This is a genomic window from Flavobacterium sp. PS2 (assembly GCF_046250155.1).
In the GTDB taxonomy this organism is placed as follows: Bacteria; Bacteroidota; Bacteroidia; order Flavobacteriales; family Flavobacteriaceae; genus Flavobacterium.
Genome location: NZ_CP176426.1, coordinates 3,980,843 through 3,998,794, shown reverse-complemented (window position 1 = coordinate 3,998,794; position 17,952 = coordinate 3,980,843). Strand labels below are relative to the sequence as shown.

Sequence of the window (17,952 nt, the reverse complement as noted above, 5' to 3'; positions counted from 1 at the left end):
GCATTTAGTCCCTTTTTTATTTAGAATACTATACATAAAATAATAAACTCTTAGAATCAGATAATGTTTTTTGATGTCATAAAACAAAACTGACAATTTTATTTAAAACTTAATCTTCAAACTCAGCATTGATAAAATTCGCCATTCATAAAATTCAATTTTAGCATGTTTTTTAATTACTACCATCAAAATTAAGGGGGTCAAAATGAAAATTTAACAAAAATCAAACAGTAAATACTATTTTTTAATGGGGTGTTAAATCATTTTATACTTTTATCGAAATTTAAAACTAACCAACTATGCGAAAAATTATTTTAACTGTGATTCTAATCACGATTTTGGTATTAACCTTTCTCTCTAATTTTATCCTGTCCGATAGCCCTACCCCAACCGAAGCTGTAAAGTTTGATACTGGCGATACTGCCTGGATGATTGTTGCAACTGCATTTGTATTATTAATGACTCCAGGATTAGGTTTCTTTTACGGAGGTATGGTTGGCAAGAAAAACGTAATTAGTACCATGCTGCAAAGTTTTATGGCAATGGTAATTGTAACCATTTTATGGGTTGTTGTTGCCTTCGGGTTAGCCTTTGGTCCAACAATAGGAGGAATTATAGGCGATCCAACTTCTAATTTATTTTTTCAAGGTGTAGGCACCAATACTGCATGGAGTCTTGCCCCTACTATTCCGTTTATGCTATTTGCATTATTTCAGGCAAAATTTGCCATTATAACTCCTGCATTAATAACAGGTGCATTTGCAGAACGTGTTCGTTTTTGGGCATATTTATTATTCATGGTTTTATTTATACTAGTTATATACTCTCCTTTGGCACATATGACATGGCATCCTGAAGGTATTTTCTTTAAGATGGGTGTACTTGACTTTGCAGGAGGAACAGTTGTACATATGAGTGCAGGTTGGGCCGCATTAGCCGGAGCTATATTTTTAGGAAAAAGAAAAGTACAAAAAGTAAATCCAGCTCGTATTACATATGTGTTACTAGGAACTGCATTATTATGGTTTGGATGGTTTGGCTTTAATGCAGGTTCAGCCTTAGGAGCAAATGGTTTAGCTGTTCAGGCATTAGGCACAACTACAGTTGCAGCCGCAGCCGCAGCAATGGCTTGGGTATTTCTTGATAAAATTTTAGGACATAAACTATCAGCACTTGGAGCTTGTATCGGGGCAGTTGTAGGTCTTGTAGCTATTACGCCTGCTGCTGGTTTCGTAAGTATTCCTCACGCAATCTTTATCGGAGCATTTGCTGCCATTGTAAGTAATCTTGTAGTAGCTAAATTCCCTAAAGGAGAAATTGATGATGCGCTAGATGTTTTTGCTTGTCACGGTGTGGGTGGTATGGTAGGAATGTTATTAACTGGCGTTTTTGCTTCTAAAGCCATAAACCCACTTGTTGGAGATAATCAAGGTCTTATTTTTGGAACCTCAACATTATTCACAAACCAATTAATAGCAATGGTAATTGTATCCATTTTTGCTTTTGTAGGTTCTTATATCCTTTTCTTTATTGTAAATAAAATCACGCCTCTAAGAGTTACTGAAGAAAAAGAAGAACTAGGATTAGACATTTCTCAACACGGAGAATTTTTATAAAAAAAATGCCTTAAAAATTATTTTAAAGCATCTTTATATACCGAGTAACATAAAAACAAAAAGACCAATCTTAGATTGGTCTTTTTTATTATTTACTTAAATTTTGAAATTCCTTCTTTTAGCCATTTCAAGTATTCATCTGCTCCAACATAACTAATTGTTGGTTTAGAAGTATTTAAATTCTTACCCTCTAAATCGGTTATGATATATAAAGGTTGTGTATTGGTTTTATATTTAGAAATCATAAAATCAGTCCATTTATCACCAACTGTAATAATCTTATCTCCTGTAGCTGTTACGTATTGCTCATCTGCTGGCAATTCGCGTTTATCATCAACATATAAAGAAATAAGTACAACATCATTTTTTAAAATTGGTAATATTCTTTCGTCAGACCAAACATTGTTTTCCATTTTTCTACAATTCACACAAGCATAACCTGTAAAATCGAGCATAATTGGTTTATTGATTGATTTAGCAAAAGCTACTCCATCTTCATAATCATGAAAAACCATGATTCCGTGTGGGCCTAATTCTGCTCCATCAGGTAATCCTTTATCCGAACCAAGACCTGAATTACTTGACCCTCCTACTCCAAACGGACTTTCGCTATATTGTGGTGGTGGTGGGAAAGCACTAATTAATTTTAATGGCGCTCCCCAAAGTCCAGGAATTAAATACACCGTAAATACAAGTGTAAGTAATCCTAAATATAAACGCCCAACTGATATATGTGCCAAAGGGCTATCGTGTGGCAATGTAATTTTGCCGAATAAGTATAATGTTAAAGCTCCAAAAATCGCAATCCATATTGCTATAAAAACTTCTCTTTCAAGAAAATGCAATTGTAAAACTAAATCGGCATTTGATAAAAATTTGAATGCCAAAGCTAATTCCAGGAATCCTAAAACAACTTTTACAGTGTTTAACCATCCACCCGATTTTGGCAATGAATTTAACCATCCCGGGAACATTGCAAATAACATAAATGGTAAGGCTAAAGCCAATGAGAAACCAAACATTCCAATAACCGGAGCAATTCCACCGTTTGAAGCAGCTTCAACTAATAAAGTTCCAACGATTGGTCCTGTACAAGAAAATGATACAATTGCCAAAGCCAAAGCCATGAATAATATTCCGATTAATCCACCTCTATCTGCTTGTTGATCTGCTTTATTTGCCCATGAATTTGGCAACATAATTTCAAAAGCTCCCAAAAATGAAGTTGCAAAAACAACTAATATAACAAAGAAGATTAAATTAAACCAAACATCTGTAGACAAAGCATTGAGCGCATCTGCTCCAAAAATCCAAGTTACTAACCAACCTAGTGCAACATAAATTACAATAATAGAAATTCCATAAATAATAGCATTTCTAATTCCTTTTGCTCTACTCTTGCTTTGTTTTGTAAAGAAACTAACCGTCATAGGAATCATTGGGAATACACATGGCGTAAGCAATGCTGCAAAACCAGATAGAAATGCAATAAAGAATATAGACCACAAACTTCTTTGTGGAGCTGGTGCAGATGTGTCTGAAGTAGATGAATCTACATCAATATTATCTTTTGTTGTTTCTAAAGCCTTAGTTCCTACACTATTTTTTGTAGTATCAACTGCCAAAGCATCTACAGGATCTACTACAACCTCATCTGCTTTTACAATAGCAGTTCCTGCAGCATCAGCATTCATTTTAAAACTAGCTGGAATTGCAATAGAAAACTTCTTATTTAAATTGATACAAACTTCTTTACAAACCTGAAAATCGAATTCAATTTCGATTGTTTTTACGCTAGGATTTGTAATTGTTATCTCTTGCTCGATATGCGCTTTTCCTTCAAAGAAAGTTTCATTAACACCAAAAACATCATTAAATGCTGTTCTGGTTTTTCCTTCTTTGGCTTTACCAACTAAGTTATAGTTTCCTTTTTGGTTTTTAAATGAAATCTCTAATGGAAGCGGCCCTCCATCTGGAGTAAATTGCGAATACAAATGCCAGTCTTTTTCAATAACTCCATCAAAAATCAATACAAAATTGTTTCCAGATTTCTTTTCAATTTTAGATGTCCACTTTACTGGTTCTAAGATTTGTGCATTTCCTTTTGCAAAAGCAAAAAAGAAAAGCAACAAAAACACAATCGAATTATTCCAGATTTTTTTTGATAGTAAAGCTTGCGGGTAATAGTTTGATTTCATTATTGTAATTCTATTTTAAGTATCCTATTTGTAGTATTTTCTATTTTAAAACGTTCATCTTGTCTGATTCCTACAACCCAAACAATTTGATTATCCGAACACAAAATCCATGTGTTTTCTTTTTCAATCAGGGATAATTTTTCATCTTTAAAAAGTTTACTCACTTTTTTAGATTTTCCATTCATTCCAAATGGATGAAAAACATCACCTTCATTCCACTTTCGCAAAAGCAAAGGAAACTTTATTTTATCGGCGTCCACAAATATAGCTTTATTTGAATCTATAGTTATGTGACCTACGTTACAAAGCCTCAATTTTAAGGGAAAATTAACTTCTTTATCGTTGATTTCTATGTAAAATTCCTCTTGTTGAATTTCAGGAATTGGGCTTAAAATTAATGTTGTTCTGTCTTTCAGTAATCGATATTCTGAAGAAAAAATTTGCTTTCCCGACTGGCTTTCAACTAATTCATAAATATCTTCCCAAGCCGAAAATTCATATTCTTTAAGCCATTGGTATAAATACGATTTATAATTTGCTAATCGTTTTAATTGTTCTAAATCAAAATGAATTTCATCGCCAATTTCTTTTGCAACTTGCTGATAAATCATAATCGAAGCATCTTCGACCATAATTTGTGCTTCTTGCAAGAACTCTTGTGTTTTCTGGAAAGCTGCTAAGAAATTAGGATTTATTTCTTTTAAAACGGGAACTAAATCGTGACGAATTTTATTTCGTAAATATTTATTAGATGCATTACTACTATCCTCTCGCCATTCGATAGCATTATCCTCGGCATATTGTTTTATTTCTTCTCTCGAGAATGGTAAAAGCGGACGAATAAGGGACTCATTTTGCTCTGGAATTCCAATTAATCCATCTAATCCTGTTCCTCTACTTAAATTAATTATAAAGGTTTCTAGATTATCATCAGCATGATGTGCCGTTAAAATATAATCATAACCTTCGGTATCTAAAAGTTCATAAAACCAATTATACCGTAGTTCACGCGCTGCAACCTGAGTCGAAAGTTTGTAATCTTTGGCAAAAGCTTCGGTATCAAACTGCGTGATGAAAAATTGGCATTTTAAATTATCAGCAGCATTGCTCACAAATTCCTGATCGCCAAAACTTTCTAATCCTCGTAACTGAAAGTTACAATGCGCAATTGCAAAATCATAATCTAGCTGAGCAAATAAATGTGCCATAACCATACTATCCAAACCTCCGCTTGTAGCTAGTAGTAATTTCTTTTTCTCCAGAAAAGGAAATGTTTGTGTAATATGATTTTTAAATTTTTGAAGCATATTTTAATTTACGTCTTTTATTATGATTTGGTTTTGCAAATCAACTGGTTAAAAATACAAAAAATAGATTTGTTTATTATTGTAATACTTGCTGCATGGCTTTTGCCTTGAGCAAACATTCTTCGTATTCTTTTTCGGGAACTGATTGTGATGTAATTGCACTACCTACTGAAAAGGAAACATATTCTTTTTCCTGATTGTATAAAATGCTTCGGATAACGACATTAAAATCAAAATCTCCCTCTGGCGTAAAATAACCTACTGCCCCACTATACAATCCTCGTTTGGTTTCTTCTAGTTTATCGATGATATTCATTACCGAAATCTTTGGTGCTCCAGTCATACTTCCCATGGGGAAAGTTGTTTTTAAAACATCGATTGGAGAATATTGAGAATCTAGTTTTGAAGTAATCGTCGAAATCATTTGATGCACTTGCAAAAAAGAATAAATCTTGCACAACTCTACCACTTCTACCGAGCCTTTTTGAGCGGTATGCGATAAATCATTTCGAACCAAATCGGTAATCATGATATTTTCGGCACGTTCTTTTGGATCAGCTTCTAACTGCTTTTTAGAATTTTCGTCTTCTATCTTATCTTCAAAACGTTTTGAAGTTCCTTTTATAGGTTGCGAAATTATCGTATCTCCTATTTTACGAATATATCTTTCTGGCGAAGCCGATAGTAAAAACTGTTTATTATTTTTAAAAAAAACAGTTAATGGTGCTTGTGATATTTCATTAAGTTTTTCGAACTTTTCTAATGGATTTATCGTTGCTTTTTCTGCGTAAAACTCCATGCAAAAATTAGCTTCATAAATATCTCCGCGATGAATATGCTCTAGAACCGAATTGACTTTAGCAATATAATCTTGTTTAGAAATTCGTTGATTGATCAGAAGATTCGTTTGGCTTTTTATATCCAACCTTTCACTTTTTACAATTTCATCATAATCTTCTTCGACCTCATCATCACACATCGATAAATATTGAATTTCGAGTTGATCTCCTTTCAATAAAAATATTTTTTTAGGTTGAAAGAAAAATAAATCAGGAAATTCTAATCCATCAAAATTTGTCGATTGTAATTCTTCTATATCGTTTTTTAGGTCGTAGGTAAGATAACCAAAAAGCCAATCTCTGGTCGTTTGTTGGTATTGTTTTAAATCTTCGAATGCGTTATGAAAATCGGTTTTTATAGATGTAAAAGCATCGACAGCCAGCAAACAATCGAAACTTGAATATTCTTGTGGATACAAATTACTATCCATAAAAACAACTTCTCGGTGTTGTTGTGCCCAAACTAAAAGTTGCTGTTTAAAGGCCGCAGGATTCGAAATATGCTTGTGAATTGAAACTCTCAAAAAATTATTTTTTTTATCCGTCAAAATTACGACAAAAAAATTCCTTCGATAAAGTAATCTCAAAAAATATTGGCACGCTTTTTATTACACCACTTTATATTCATTTTATAAAATTGATACGAATATTGAGACAAAACTATTTTTATCCTTTTATAAAAAACACTCTATTAAGTAACCTAATTTATTAATCTATAATTATATCATTTACCCATGAAAACAATTGCAAAATTTGGCATGACTACAGTAGTAATCATCGCACTATTATTTTCCTGCAAAAAAGCAGATACATCTCTCGAAGACTCTGCTGCAGAATCAGCTGATAGTACAGCTGATACAATTTCGTCATCCGCAGCTGTCGAAAAAAAAGATAGCGATCGTAAATTTATTCGAACCGCCGACATAAAATTTAAGGTCAAAAATGTAGCAAAATCAACTTATGCAATTGAAAACGCAACAACAAAATTTGGAGGTTTTGTTACTTATACTAATTTACAAAGTACAGTACAAGACGAAATACAAACCAAAATAAGTCAAGATAGTACTTTGCAAACCACTAAATATTCGGTAGTAAACGATATTACTATTCGTGTTCCCAACACTCAACTCGATACGGTTATAAAAATCATTGCCAAGCAAATAGATTTTCTGGATTACCGCGTTATCAAAGCCGATGATGTTTCTTTAAAATTGCTTTCGAACCAGCTTGCTCAAAACAGAAGTGCTGAAAACAGCAAAAGAATCGAGAATGCTATTAATACTAAAGGCAAGAAAATAAACGATGTTATGGAAGCAGAGAATACGCTTGCTGCACAAAAAGAACAAAATGATTCTAGCAAAATCGAAAAACTATCTTTAAAAGATCAGATAAATTTTAGCACCATTACTTTGCAATTGTACCAAAATCAATCTTTAAAACAAGAAGTAGTTGCTAGCATCAAAGACAATAACTCTTATAAACCAAATATTGGTATCGAAATTATTGATGCTTTAAAAAGTGGTTGGTACTTACTACAAGGTATAATTGTCTTTTTTATAAATATTTGGCCATTTATTTTAATTGGTACTGGTGGGTTTTTCGTTTATAGAAAATATGTTAAAAAACAGTCTAAAATATAAGAATTCATGTGTTTATTTATAGCGTAAAAATCATTATATTTGATATAACATTAAACAAATCCTAAAACATCATTAAATAGTTTATACAATTCATAATAATTTAATAATTAAACCCGTTTTTTAATTATTAAAATGAGATTATTTTATATCAAAAATTTTATTTTTTAACCTATAAAAATCATCTATATCATGAAAATCGCCACTATTATTATCCGAACTTTAATTGGTCTTTTATTGCTTTTTGCATCAATCAGCTTTTTCTTCCACCTTATGCCGGCAGAACCTGCAGCAAACGATAATTTTAAAGCTTTTAATTCGGGACTGGTTGCATCAACGTATTTAATGCCATTAGCAAAATCAATAGAATTAATTTGTGGGATTGCTTTTGTAACTGGTCGTTTTGTAACGCTTGCTAACATTTTAATCCTGCCTATTACCATAAACATCTTATTTATTAATTATTTTATGTCTCCAGAAAACTTACCTATTGCAGCTTTGTTATTTCTAGGTAATATATTTTTGATTTATAGATATTGGGATAATTATAAAACTGTTTTTACAGCGTAATAAAGACGCACTTTATTAGACGCATGCGGTGCGTCTCTACAGAACGGTGCATCTCTACAGAACGACCGTGCGTTACCGAAAATTCATAAAAAAACCCGACAATTAATTGTCGGGTTTTTTTATTTGGTATAATTTGTTATGCTAAAAACGCATTGTAGTGCATCTCTACAACGTTTTTATACGTGTAATGCTCTATTATCTGTTGCTGCTAATGCTGCTTCTTTTATTGCTTCTGCAAATGTTGGATGTGCATGACTCATTCTTGAAATATCTTCAGCAGATGCTTTAAATTCCATTGCTGTTACAGCTTCTGCGATTAAATCGGCAGTACGTGCTCCAATCATGTGTACTCCAAGAACCTCATCAGTTTTAGCATCGGCAAGAATTTTTACGAATCCATCTAAATCTCCACTTGCTCTTGCACGTCCTAATGCTTTAAAAGGAAAACTTCCTACTTTGTACTCTACTCCCGAAGCTTTTAATTGCTCTTCTGTTTGTCCAACAGCTGCAACTTCTGGCCAAGTATAAACTACTCCCGGAATTAGGTTATAATCGATATGTGGTTTTTGTCCTGCTAAGATTTCAGCAACCATTGTTCCTTCTTCTTCCGCTTTGTGAGCTAACATTGCTCCACGAACTACATCTCCAATTGCATAAATATTAGGAACGTTTGTTTGTAAATGATCATTTACTTCAACTTGTCCTCTGTCTGAAATTTTCACTCCAGCTTTATCAGCATTCAATCCGTCTGTGTATGGACGACGCCCTACAGAAACTAATGAATAATCTCCTTCAAGAGTGATTGTTTCTCCTTTTGCATTTTCAGCCTGAACTACAACAGCATCGCCGTTTCTTTCTACTGATTTTACTTTGTGAGAAACGTAGAATTTCATTCCTTGTTTTTTCAATACTTTAGTTAACTCTTTTGACAATGAACCATCCATTCCTGGAATAATTCTGTCCATGAATTCTACTACTGAAACTTGTGCTCCTAAACGTAGGTAAACTTGCCCAAGCTCGATTCCGATAACTCCTCCTCCAATAATAACAAGGTGTTTTGGAACTTCTTTTAAAGCTAATGCTTCTGTAGAAGTAATAATTCTTTCTTTATCAATTTTGATAAAAGGTAAAGACGAAGGTTTTGAACCTGTTGCAATAACAGTATATTTAGCTTCGATTGTTTCTGATGTTCCATCTTCTTTTGCAACTGCAATATGTGTAGCATCTACAAATGAACCTAAACCATTAAAAACGGTAATTTTATTTTTATCCATTAAATAATTAATCCCACCAACAGTTTGGTCTACAACCGCTTGTTTGCGAGCAATCATTTTCTCTAAATTGATTTTTACATCACCAGAAACTTCAATTCCGTGATCTGCAAAATGTTTAATTTCAGCATAATGATGTGAAGATGACAATAATGCCTTTGAAGGGATACATCCTACATTTAAGCATGTTCCTCCAAGCGAATTGTACTTTTCGATTATAGCTGTTTTGAAACCTAATTGTGCGCAACGAATTGCCGAAACATATCCGCCGGGACCTGAACCTATAATGACTACGTCAAATGAACTCATAGTATTTTGATTTTTTATTTTTTAGCGATACAAAATTAAGGAATTAAGTTTTGTTTGAAGTTTAAAGTTTGAGTTTTTTCTCAGGATTTCTTGGACTATGGAAAACTTATTGTAATAAATACATAAAAATGTTAAATTTTCTCTCGGTTTTAGCAGAAAATGCAGTTTGTTGGTTTAGGATTTTTGATTTGAAAAATCTCTCGCAAAGACGTGAAGACGCAAAGTGTAGAGTAAATACTCTTAATCATCTTTTTTTCTCAAAACCTTTTCTCTCAATCTTGTCACCCTGAGGAACGAAGGGTCTCCGCGAGTAGCTCTCCAATTTATGACAAGTTTGTGTTAGTCTTTTGTGGAGACCCTTCGTTCCTCAGGGTGACAAGATTGGTGTTATATTATGGATAAACCCATATTGCGGAGACGCACAGCGGTGCGCCTCTACAGTGCGTGTCGACAATGCATCTACCATGAACCTGTCCTTTTTTGCGGGGTTTCGACTCCGCTCAACCTGACAGTTTTTTGGTGTTTCTCGCGAAGACGCTAAGTCGCAAAGCTAAACCTTTGATTCTTTGTACCTCTGAATCTATGTAACTTCAAAAAACCTTTGAACCTTTATTGCTCTGAACCTTTGAACCTAAAAAAACTTAGAGCCTCAAAAAGAAATCACTGTTGTGTTTTTTACTTCGCTAATCATAAAGGTGCTTTGTGTACTGCCTATATGTTGTAGGTTTGTGAGTTTGGTTACTAGAAATTCCCGGTAGGCTTCCATGTCTTTTACGAGTACTTTTAGAATGTAATCATAATCTCCACTTACGTGATGGCATTCGAGTACTTCTTTTAGCTGTATTACTTCGTTTTCAAATTTGGTTAAGAATTCTTTGGTATGCTGAATGAGTTTGAGGTGACAGAAAACTACAAATCCTTTTTCTATTTTGGATTTATCGACTAATGCTACATATTTATGAATGATTCCTTCTCGCTCTAGTTTCTTGATTCGCTCATAAACTGCTGTTACAGATAGATCTAGTTTTAAGGATAACTCTTTGGTTGTTTTTTTACTATCGGTTTGGAGTAATAATAGTAGTTTTTTATCGGTGGAATCTAATATCATAGTTGGTTGGTTTTTTAGTCTGAAAAATAATCTGTTTTGATCTTATTTCAAAAGTAAATTTAGACAATAAATCTAACCAAACATCTATTTATAGTTTAATAATCTAAATATAACAACTATGATTGATTATTATTCTGATATACTTTTATTTTGAATAAGATTTATGGTGTACTCGGGTTTCATAGCCCCGATAGTAGCGACATCCTTTTTCTTGATATCCTGACGGAGGAAGGGTTTCAAGAAAAAGATATAGCGGATAACGGGAATAGCTTCTTAAATACAGGTAAAAACTAAAGCTCTTGTTTTTTTTTAATTTATTGATTTTTAATTAATTATATGTTTTTAAACAGATTAAATGTATCTTTATATATGTTTAAACCTACACAAAACATACTAATTATCAATTACAAAGAAAAACTGCTCACAAGTTTTTATTATTTCAATTCCCTAAATCTATTATTTAAAACTTAAAACAAAAACCTATGGAAAATTTCAGCCCAGCAAACTGTATTCAGGATTTACAATACTTCGGAGAATTCGGAGGTGTAAACCCGTCTATTTCGGATTCTTCTACCTATACTTTTCTTTCGGCAAAAACAATGTCTGATACTTTTGAAGGAAATATAGAGGGATGTTATTTATATTCCCGCCATTCATCGCCTAGTAATTTATACTTAGACCAAGCTCTTGCTGCTATGGAGGGGACTGAAACTGCAAATGTTTCGGCTTCGGGAATGGGTGCAATTACACCTACATTAATGCAATTGTGCAGCGCGGGAGATCATATTGTTTCGAGTCGTACTATATACGGTGGAACGTATGCTTTCTTAAAAAATTTAATTCCAAGATTTGGAGTAAAAACGACTTTTGTAGATATAACAAAGTTAGACGTTGTAGAAGCTGCAATTACTCCTGAAACTAAGGTTATTTACTGCGAAACGGTAAGTAATCCTTTATTAGAAGTAGCGGATATTAGAGGTTTGTCTCGCCTTGCAAAAAAATACAACCTGAAATTAGTTGTCGATAATACGTTTTCGCCTTTGTCGGTTTCGCCTGCCAAACTAGGTGCCGATATTGTGATTCATAGTTTGACAAAATATATAAATGGTAGCAGTGATACTGTTGGTGGGGTAACTTGTGCCTCTAAAGAATTCATTAACAGTTTGAAAAATGTAAATAGTGGTGCAAGCATGCTTTTAGGCCCTACGATGGACAGTTTGCGTTCGGCTAGTGTGATGAAAAACCTGAGAACTTTGCACATTCGAATCAAACAACACAGTCATAACGCGCATGTTCTAGCCGATAAATTTGAACAAGACGGTCTTAAAACGGTTTACCCTGGTTTAAGAAGTCACCCTAGTCATGAATTATACAAAACGATGATTAATCCTGAATATGGTTACGGTGGTATGCTTACAATAGATGTTGGTTCTCTGGCTAAAGCCAATGAATTAATGGAGTTGATGCAGCAACGTAATCTGGGATATTTGGCGGTAAGTTTAGGTTTTTACAAAACTTTATTTAGCGCTCCAGGAACCTCAACTTCTAGTGAAATTCCGCTAGATGAACAAGCTACGATGGGTTTAACAGATGGTTTAATTCGATTCTCGATTGGATTGGATAACGACATCGAGAGAACTTACCAAATGATGAAAGCCTGTATGATAGAGCTTGAGGTTTTAGAAACACAAAACATTTCTTTATAAATAAATTTGCTTAATTTTTAAATTTTGTTTGGATCCGCTGGAGAAATTCTCTTAGCGGATTTTTTTATTTATTAGATTTCTTAGATTATTAGACTTGCTTAGATTATTAGACTTGCTTAGATTGTTAGACTGCTTAGATTATTAGACTTACTTAGACTTCTTGGATTATTGAATTGTTGTTACTTTTTACTGGTACTGAAAACTGGTACTGAAAATAAAAATCCGTTCTGAATTATACTCAGAACGGATTTTTATTTTAGACTTCTTAGATTGAATTGACTTTATTTACATTTAACTTTTTACTAAAAGTAGAACTTACTGTTTCTCAACAAAATTCAGTTTACTATTTTTTCGGCTAAAGCCAAAGTATATACAAAGCCCTATTAGCAACCAAACTGTAAAATAAATCCAGTTCCAAACGCTTAATTCGGCCATCATGTATAAGCAGCAAATTAATCCTAATAACGGAATTAAAGATAAATTTTGTTTAAAAGCCCAAACGGTTAATCCAACCAAAACAATTAAGAAAATCCACATTGGAATTTTATGTTTGAATAAACTTAAACCACTTTCGTATTTTATAGAATCTGCAACTGGTAATCCTGCAATTACACTTGCATACTTAGCTTCATCTTTTTGATATTGATTTAATATTTGCTCTAAATCTGGTTTTCCAGTTGTAGCATTTTTAGCATCAACGGTCACTAAATAATCATATACTTGTTTTGTATGACTTTTATCTAATGATGTGATAATATCTGCCGATTCATTAATTTGAGTTTCATTGGTAATAAAACTCATTGTTGCTTTTTTGTTGTATCCAAAAGAAAAAACCAATCCGATTATCAATAAAACTGGCATTATGAATTTTGAATTTACATAAGGCGTCTTGAATTTTCCTCTTGGAATATTTGGCTTGTTTTGTAACACCAAAACTCCTGCACAAACTAATACAAAAGCAAATAATGTTCCGATACTACATAAATCGGTTACCATAGTAAGGTTTAGGAATAAAGCTGGAACCGCTACAACAAAACCGGTTACTATAGTTGCGTAAGATGGTGTTTTAAATTTAGGATGCACTTTAGAGAATCGTTTTGGTAATAATCCGTCACGGCTCATGCTCATCCAGATACGAGGTTGTCCCATCTGAAAAACCAATAAAACACTTGCCATAGCTACTACTGCACTTACTGCAATAATTCCTGACATCCATTTTAAATCTAATTTATCGAATACAAAAGCAAGTGGATCTCCTACATTAAGTTGGTTATAACTTACCATTCCGGTAAGTACCAATGCAATTGCTATATACAAAATGGTACATATTATAATTGCCCACATCATTCCTCGTGGTAAATCACGTTGTGGATCTTTACATTCTTCGGCAGTTGTTGAGATGGCATCAAAACCAATATAAGCAAAGAATACTGCTGAAACTCCTTTAAGAACTCCTGTTACTCCATTTGGTGCAAACGGATCCCAATTGGCAGTATCTACGTAAAAAACTCCTACTGCAATTACTAAAAGTACAACGCATAATTTTACAACAACCATGATATTACTCGCATTACGAGATTCTTTCATTCCGCGATAAATTAAAGCGGTAATCAAGATAATAATCAATAAGGCTGGAAGATCGGCAACAAAATGGAATGAACCTATTAAAGGTGATGTTGTCCATGCTGTATATGCTGATTGTAAGGCTGGTTCTAGATTCTCGAATGATTTCCCACCGTGCATTAATGCTGTGGCATCTTTAAATCCGTTAGAAGCTGTTAGATAATCCATCTGAACCCATTGGGGCAAATGTATTCCTCCGCTGGCGAGTAATCCTGTAAAATAATCACTCCACGATATGGCGACGGTTATGTTCCCGACCGAATATTCCATTATCAATGCCCAACCAATAACCCAGGCTATAATCTCGCCAAAGGCAACGTATGAATAGGTATAAGCACTTCCTGAAACTGGAACCATCGAAGCAAATTCGGCATACGCAAAAGCCGCAAAACTACAAGCAATGGCTGTAAAAAGAAACAGAAAAATAACGGCAGGACCTCCATCGGCACTGGCTTTACCTATTGTACTAAAAATACCTGCTCCTACAATTGCAGCAATTCCAAAAGCAGTTAAATCACGTGCCGTCAAATGCTTGCCCAATGTATTATGACCATCGGCATTATTTTTTTCGACTTGACTTAAAATATCTTGTACAGTTTTTTTTCGAAATAGACTTGAAAACGACATAGGTGTATTTGCTATTAATAATTAATTTCTTTCTGACTTTTTGCTTTTATTTTACAAATAATGCAAAAATTATCGTGATTTCAAATATATAAAACGATTTTGTTTTGCAACACTTTTGATTGACTTTTATTATTAACTATATAGTTAAAAAAATACATTGTAGTAAAAATCAACTTTTTAAATTTTATAGATTAAGATATGCTTTTTTTATTCCTGAATAAAAGTCATTTTTTTTGCCATCTTTTTTTGCCATCCATAAGGCAAAATCGAATGTCCATTTTCGACCATAGAATTCATCTGTCCTATGATTTTATCTTGTATTTTCTTTGGAATCGTATAAAATTCAGCATCTAAACTAAAATTCCTTTCATCATCCAAAATCCCATTCTGGATTCGAATCCCAATCTTTTTACCTTTATAATACAATAAGATTTTTATTCTCCCATCATCATATCCATTATATCCGTTTGTGCCATAAATTAGTATTGGTTCGATAATTCCATCATTATCAAAATCTTCTACATAGACATACTTTGTCCAAAACCAAATACTCTCTTCTTCTTTCTGTTTGAAATCGTTGGTCTCGAAAGTTTTTATCCAACGGTTATTTTCAATTTTAAAATTGAATGCTTTAACAGCATTATTAAAATTATCTCCATCAACTGGTTCTTTAAATTTATCTTCTGTCAGGACTAAATAATATTCACCAGTTTTATCTTTATAGTTGTAAACTTTCCAAATATTGAAGTTTATTCCTAATTCTTTTCTTTTTTCTTTTGTGAAAATTTCATTTATTTTTTCTTTCGAAAGAGTTTTGTATTTACTGTTTTGCTCATTCATAAGAAATTCTGAAATCTCCCCAATTCGTTGTGTCAGAATTGCGATATTTTTTATTTCGATATCCGAATAAACGATACTCTTATTATCACTCACTGGTTTATACCAACTATACTTTTTGAAAACATTGGCATATTCTGGACTCGAAAACACATATCCTTTTCTTGCGTAAATTTCGTTCTTTAATAATTTTAGAGAATAAATATCTTCGTTTTTTAGCTTACTTTCATCAATAAGCTCTAATGAACATTTAGAACAATCTATCTTATTTTGTGCTTTTACAGTAATAGTAATTAGTAAAATTATAAAGAGGTAAAACTTCATTTATATATGGTTTGGTTGGTTATTGCTTTTTGCCAGCAATTACACAAACTTACACGAATTATTATAAGGTTACAAATTTCATGAATTCAGATGATTTTTTTGCCAAGTGTTTAAGCATTTCTTTTATAGAGTCTGGCATAAAAGGATGTTACTTCCATCAGGGCTAGGCGTTTTGACTTTCATAATAAAATTTTAACGTATTAATTCATTTCAAGTACCAAGACTTCTCCTTTAAATCATTCAAGGTTCTTGCAGGTACTCCATTTAGCTCAATCATTTTGTTACATATTTGATTAAAATCCGCATGATTATAATAAGCCAAATCGACAACTTCATCCATTTCCCTAGTACCTTTACATCCAATTAGAAGTCTATTTGATGAACTAAATTCTTCAGACAGCTCAGTCATAATTTTGATTAATTGTTCAGAAATATTTTTTTCTTCAAAATGTAAACTACCAAATCGCTCGATACATCCAATTAAAACAACATTTTTATAAATAAAAATATCAAAACTCCCTCCTTCCCCCATTATATATTCAGGTTCGTTTAATTCTGCCTGAATTAGAATTAGAAACCAGCTCTCGTCTACATTTTCTGGAAAATCTGAATATTTTTTTTAAATGTAAAAGTTCTAATTTTAGTCTACTAAAAACATTATTTAATTTCTGTTTAATTTTCTCAATACTATAATTTTCTTCTTTTGGAATTATACAGTTTATACTTGACCCCATGTTTGTTACTTAATTAAATACCTATTAATAATAAAATCAAGACTTAGTATTGTAATTTCAACGAGCTATCCCGATGCGATTCCTTCAAAGCTAGGACGCTCAGCTTTTAAGAATTTTTATTAGAAATTATTTTAAAGAACTCTATAACTTTTAAAAACACATCCAAAGACAATCCCCTCTATTTTCTCTATAATTACCCAAGCCAATATCCCTTTCTCTATAAGCTGATATAACTCATAGTCAATATAATCAGCACTATAATTTAATTTCTGATAATTAGAATGAGTCCTTATAAACTCAGAAAATTTCCATTGTGAAAACTGGATTTCATTTATCGAAATGTCATATTCATAAATAACCCCGTCTTTTTCAACCGTACATCCACTTCCATGAAACCAATATTCTATTCCATCAATAGTTCCTTTTCTCTCAAATCCTAATCCTGAAAAAGAGCATGGATTTACATCCATTTTATATTTATTTTTCAGTAAAGCTTCAAAGGTTCTTATAAAATTGATATACTCAATTAAAATTTCTTCAATCATAATTTAATTTGAATCTAATATATGGCTTTTCCCACAACGATAGCGGAAATTCTTTCCGTGTCCATTAACCAATGTCTCCCCCTATTCTAATTCTTCATAATCTATAAACTCTTGAGGAATTACTTTTTTGAATAATTCTATTGTCTTTTCTACAAATTCTAACGGCAAATCCTTTTTATAAAATGAAACAGTATAACTTTTCTGCGTATCATCTCTAAAAATTTCAATCAACATCTTTTCATCTTTATATATCTTAATACCAATTCCGTCACGTTCATTAACATCACTTGCAATTTCTATTTCGTAATCTTTAAAATAAATATCTTCCATATTATTATCTTTTTTTAGGATACTCAAATATATAAATAATCAAAACCAATACATTTTAACCGCTCATATATAACCTCTCCTTATAACTGTTCATTATTAACACCGATTAAAATTTCCACCTACCTCTTCTTCTCTAACGCTAAAGAAAAAACAGGCAAAAACAACCTAGAAATCAAAACAAAACCACGCCTAATAACATTTTCATATTTTTTACTGAAATTAACTACAAAAAAACTAATTTTACTAATACGCACTGATAAACAATTAAATACAACATAAAACACAATATTAATTTGATTTTTTTCCTAATAAATAACCATTTTTATTATTTATAAATATCCCCACATCTAGAAAATAATAATTCAACAGAA

General features: G+C 32.4%; 14 protein-coding genes. 4 read left to right on the top strand and 10 right to left on the bottom strand.

Annotation, left to right across the window (positions count from 1 at the left end; all coding sequences use genetic code 11):
- The first annotated feature begins 299 nt into the window (after positions 1-299).
- Complete coding sequence (locus ACJ6WR_RS17645) at positions 300-1,616, top strand: ammonium transporter (RefSeq protein WP_039118927.1); 1,317 nt, start codon at positions 300-302, stop codon at positions 1,614-1,616.
- Between the two features lie 92 nt (positions 1,617-1,708).
- On the opposite strand, the gene ACJ6WR_RS17640 is transcribed toward ACJ6WR_RS17645, so the two are convergent.
- The 3 genes from ACJ6WR_RS17640 to ACJ6WR_RS17630 all read right to left on the bottom strand — a co-directional run bounded on the left by ACJ6WR_RS17640 (position 1,709) and on the right by ACJ6WR_RS17630 (position 6,484).
- On the bottom strand, positions 1,709-3,814 hold the full coding sequence (locus ACJ6WR_RS17640; protein ID WP_409415984.1) for a cytochrome c biogenesis protein CcdA: 2,106 nt from the start codon (positions 3,812-3,814) through the stop codon (positions 1,709-1,711).
- Positions 3,814-5,121, bottom strand: coding sequence for a tRNA lysidine(34) synthetase TilS (tilS, locus tag ACJ6WR_RS17635; protein ID WP_409415983.1), 1,308 nt, complete (start codon positions 5,119-5,121; stop codon positions 3,814-3,816). The genes ACJ6WR_RS17640 and tilS overlap by 1 nt, the downstream gene beginning before the upstream one ends.
- A 76-nt stretch (positions 5,122-5,197) precedes the next feature.
- Positions 5,198-6,484 carry an anthranilate synthase component I family protein gene (locus tag ACJ6WR_RS17630; RefSeq protein WP_409415982.1) on the bottom strand — a complete coding sequence of 429 codons (1,287 nt, stop codon included), beginning with the start codon at positions 6,482-6,484 and terminating at the stop codon, positions 5,198-5,200.
- 210 nt (positions 6,485-6,694) lie between these two features.
- Between ACJ6WR_RS17630 and ACJ6WR_RS17625 the strand changes: the two genes are divergently transcribed.
- Both ACJ6WR_RS17625 and ACJ6WR_RS17620 read left to right on the top strand, forming a co-directional pair.
- Positions 6,695-7,600: a DUF4349 domain-containing protein gene (locus ACJ6WR_RS17625; RefSeq protein WP_409415981.1), complete on the top strand. Its 906-nt coding sequence runs from the start codon at positions 6,695-6,697 to the stop codon at positions 7,598-7,600.
- A 189-nt stretch (positions 7,601-7,789) separates the two neighbouring features.
- Complete coding sequence (locus tag ACJ6WR_RS17620; RefSeq protein WP_039113901.1) at positions 7,790-8,167, top strand: DoxX family membrane protein; 378 nt, start codon at positions 7,790-7,792, stop codon at positions 8,165-8,167.
- Between the two features lie 176 nt (positions 8,168-8,343).
- Here the strand turns inward: ACJ6WR_RS17620 and lpdA are convergent, their stop codons facing one another.
- Positions 8,344-9,747 (bottom strand): dihydrolipoyl dehydrogenase, encoded by a 1,404-nt coding sequence (gene lpdA, locus ACJ6WR_RS17615; protein ID WP_039113900.1) that lies wholly within the window; start codon positions 9,745-9,747, stop codon positions 8,344-8,346.
- 649 nt (positions 9,748-10,396) lie between these two features.
- A complete protein-coding gene (locus ACJ6WR_RS17610) occupies positions 10,397-10,855 on the bottom strand; it encodes an Lrp/AsnC family transcriptional regulator (RefSeq protein WP_039113898.1) in 459 nt (152 codons plus the stop codon).
- Between the two features lie 482 nt (positions 10,856-11,337).
- Between ACJ6WR_RS17610 and ACJ6WR_RS17605 the strand changes: the two genes are divergently transcribed.
- Entirely contained in the window at positions 11,338-12,561 is a 1,224-nt protein-coding gene (locus ACJ6WR_RS17605) for an aminotransferase class I/II-fold pyridoxal phosphate-dependent enzyme (protein ID WP_039118922.1), read from the top strand.
- Between the two features lie 315 nt (positions 12,562-12,876).
- Here ACJ6WR_RS17605 and ACJ6WR_RS17600 read toward each other — a convergent pair whose 3' ends face one another.
- The 5 genes from ACJ6WR_RS17600 to ACJ6WR_RS17580 form a co-directional block, all read right to left on the bottom strand.
- Entirely contained in the window at positions 12,877-14,811 is a 1,935-nt protein-coding gene (locus ACJ6WR_RS17600) for an amino acid permease (RefSeq protein ID WP_409415980.1), read from the bottom strand.
- A gap of 207 nt (positions 14,812-15,018) precedes the next feature.
- Positions 15,019-15,972 carry a YARHG domain-containing protein gene (locus ACJ6WR_RS17595; protein WP_409415979.1) on the bottom strand — a complete coding sequence of 318 codons (954 nt, stop codon included), beginning with the start codon at positions 15,970-15,972 and terminating at the stop codon, positions 15,019-15,021.
- Positions 15,973-16,177: 205 nt separating this feature from the next.
- The gene (locus ACJ6WR_RS17590; RefSeq protein ID WP_409415978.1) at positions 16,178-16,504 is read right to left on the bottom strand and encodes a hypothetical protein; all 327 of its coding nucleotides are present in this window, start codon (positions 16,502-16,504) and stop codon (positions 16,178-16,180) included.
- Between the two features lie 333 nt (positions 16,505-16,837).
- On the bottom strand, positions 16,838-17,251 hold the full coding sequence (locus ACJ6WR_RS17585) for a DUF6896 domain-containing protein (protein WP_409415977.1): 414 nt from the start codon (positions 17,249-17,251) through the stop codon (positions 16,838-16,840).
- Between the two features lie 81 nt (positions 17,252-17,332).
- Entirely contained in the window at positions 17,333-17,581 is a 249-nt protein-coding gene (locus ACJ6WR_RS17580) for a hypothetical protein (RefSeq protein WP_409415976.1), read from the bottom strand.
- Positions 17,582-17,952 lie beyond the last annotated feature (371 nt).

Bases quoted from the DNA above. Each gene is read 5' to 3' on its own strand.
- ACJ6WR_RS17580 (WP_409415976.1), bottom strand. From the start codon at position 17,581: ATGGAAGATATTTATTTTAAAGATTACGAAATAGAAATTGCAAGTGAT.
- ACJ6WR_RS17590 (WP_409415978.1), bottom strand. From the start codon at position 16,504: ATGGGGGAAGGAGGGAGTTTTGATATTTTTATTTATAAAAATGTTGTT.
- ACJ6WR_RS17645 (WP_039118927.1), top strand. From the start codon at position 300: ATGCGAAAAATTATTTTAACTGTGATTCTAATCACGATTTTGGTATTA.
- ACJ6WR_RS17585 (WP_409415977.1), bottom strand. From the start codon at position 17,251: ATGATTGAAGAAATTTTAATTGAGTATATCAATTTTATAAGAACCTTT.
- ACJ6WR_RS17595 (WP_409415979.1), bottom strand. From the start codon at position 15,972: ATGAAGTTTTACCTCTTTATAATTTTACTAATTACTATTACTGTAAAA.
- ACJ6WR_RS17625 (WP_409415981.1), top strand. From the start codon at position 6,695: ATGAAAACAATTGCAAAATTTGGCATGACTACAGTAGTAATCATCGCA.
- ACJ6WR_RS17600 (WP_409415980.1), bottom strand. From the start codon at position 14,811: ATGTCGTTTTCAAGTCTATTTCGAAAAAAAACTGTACAAGATATTTTA.
- ACJ6WR_RS17605 (WP_039118922.1), top strand. From the start codon at position 11,338: ATGGAAAATTTCAGCCCAGCAAACTGTATTCAGGATTTACAATACTTC.
- ACJ6WR_RS17610 (WP_039113898.1), bottom strand. From the start codon at position 10,855: ATGATATTAGATTCCACCGATAAAAAACTACTATTATTACTCCAAACC.
- lpdA (WP_039113900.1), bottom strand. From the start codon at position 9,747: ATGAGTTCATTTGACGTAGTCATTATAGGTTCAGGTCCCGGCGGATAT.
- tilS (WP_409415983.1), bottom strand. From the start codon at position 5,121: ATGCTTCAAAAATTTAAAAATCATATTACACAAACATTTCCTTTTCTG.
- ACJ6WR_RS17620 (WP_039113901.1), top strand. From the start codon at position 7,790: ATGAAAATCGCCACTATTATTATCCGAACTTTAATTGGTCTTTTATTG.
- ACJ6WR_RS17640 (WP_409415984.1), bottom strand. From the start codon at position 3,814: ATGAAATCAAACTATTACCCGCAAGCTTTACTATCAAAAAAAATCTGG.